Raw genomic sequence first — 1,217 nt, 5'->3', positions numbered from 1 at the left:
GGATCACGCGCAACGCGCCCTATCCGCCCCTCTTGCTCGGCTGCCAACATTTCCTTTTGATAATAAGCGCCTTGAACCGCTTTCAGATAATCCCCTTCCCAGATATGCTTATAGGTCTCGGGGCGGTTTCTCAGATCATCCAATCGTGCTTCATTCAAGATCTTGGGAAACTTCGGATTGTCTGACCAGTTGATCTCTACACGCTTAATGGCTTCATTGTCTGAAAAGCGAAACCGCTTCTCAACGGGTGCATTCTCTCGCAACGGGTTCCATGTGACCCATAACTCTGCTCGCCACCCCTCTCCCTCTTCTCGCAAAGTCGGTATAAGCGTCTGCCAAGCCGTCTCTGTAACCGGCTCTGCTTCATCAACCCAACAAAGCAAAATACGCCCCATAGACTTGATACTTGCAATATTACGGTCTAGTCCAGAAAACTGAAAGGCTATACGACCATCTATCGATTTAATCGACGACTCCCCAACCTTGTAATAGTCCTTTAAAAAGTCGTGCGCTTCAATAGCGCGTTTAATTTCCTCCAATGAACTTTCTGCTAGCGAGTTTTGAAACTGCCGTGCACAAAGTATAGTGCCTGATATCCCTCCCATACCAAATTGATAGCCTTTTAAAGCAGCCATCAAGGCAAATGATCTTGTCTTTCCAGACCCTCTTCCTCCCCAAGCAGCACGCACCAAAGCCTTACCTGTAAAAATCGGTATAAGCTTTGGAACAATATTAATCTGTCGTGTCGTCATTGACCAAAGGCGCGATTTCCACACGCGTTATCATCTTAATGGCTCCCCCATCTTCCCCTGTCACTTGAAGAGGCAAAATCTTCCCCAACAATGCCAAATAAGCAGCGGGGCATTTGATTGCCTGTTTTTCTAGATAAGAGACCAAACCATCATCACCATATTTCTTACCAGCGCGCTCTGCTGCCTTAAGCACTGCTTCTTTCAAAATACGTGTCGTTTTATTTGGCACACCTTTTACCCGCCCTTGACCTGCCTTTGGGGGCGTTCTTTTTGCAAGTTTTTCAGTGGTTTTCATGTGTGTTTCTTTTTGTAAACAAGACAATAAAAAACCCCGCAAAAGCAGGGCTCTGAACAATCATATAAACTTATAAGAAAGGTTATACTTTTACCGTAATTCTAGACGCAATTCGACTAGTACAGCAACGCCATAAAACACTATTTTTCATATCCTGTCAACAAAAAAAA

At 44.8% G+C, this 1,217-nt stretch carries 2 protein-coding genes; both read right to left on the bottom strand.

Annotation, left to right across the window (positions count from 1 at the left end; genetic code table 11):
• Positions 1 to 752 (bottom strand): phage terminase large subunit (locus tag ACFIL7_RS03400; RefSeq protein WP_375683360.1); only part of this gene is annotated, 752 nt, incomplete at its 3' end.
• On the bottom strand, positions 733 to 1,047 hold the full coding sequence (locus tag ACFIL7_RS03395; protein WP_375612488.1) for a hypothetical protein: 315 nt from the start codon (positions 1,045 to 1,047) through the stop codon (positions 733 to 735). The genes ACFIL7_RS03395 and ACFIL7_RS03400, both read right to left, overlap by 20 nt.
• Positions 1,048 to 1,217 lie beyond the last annotated feature (170 nt).

The organism is Bartonella sp. AP3QHHD, assembly GCF_042195765.1.
Taxonomy (GTDB): Bacteria; Pseudomonadota; Alphaproteobacteria; order Rhizobiales; family Rhizobiaceae; genus Bartonella.
This window is presented reverse-complemented; position numbering and strand designations above follow the sequence as displayed.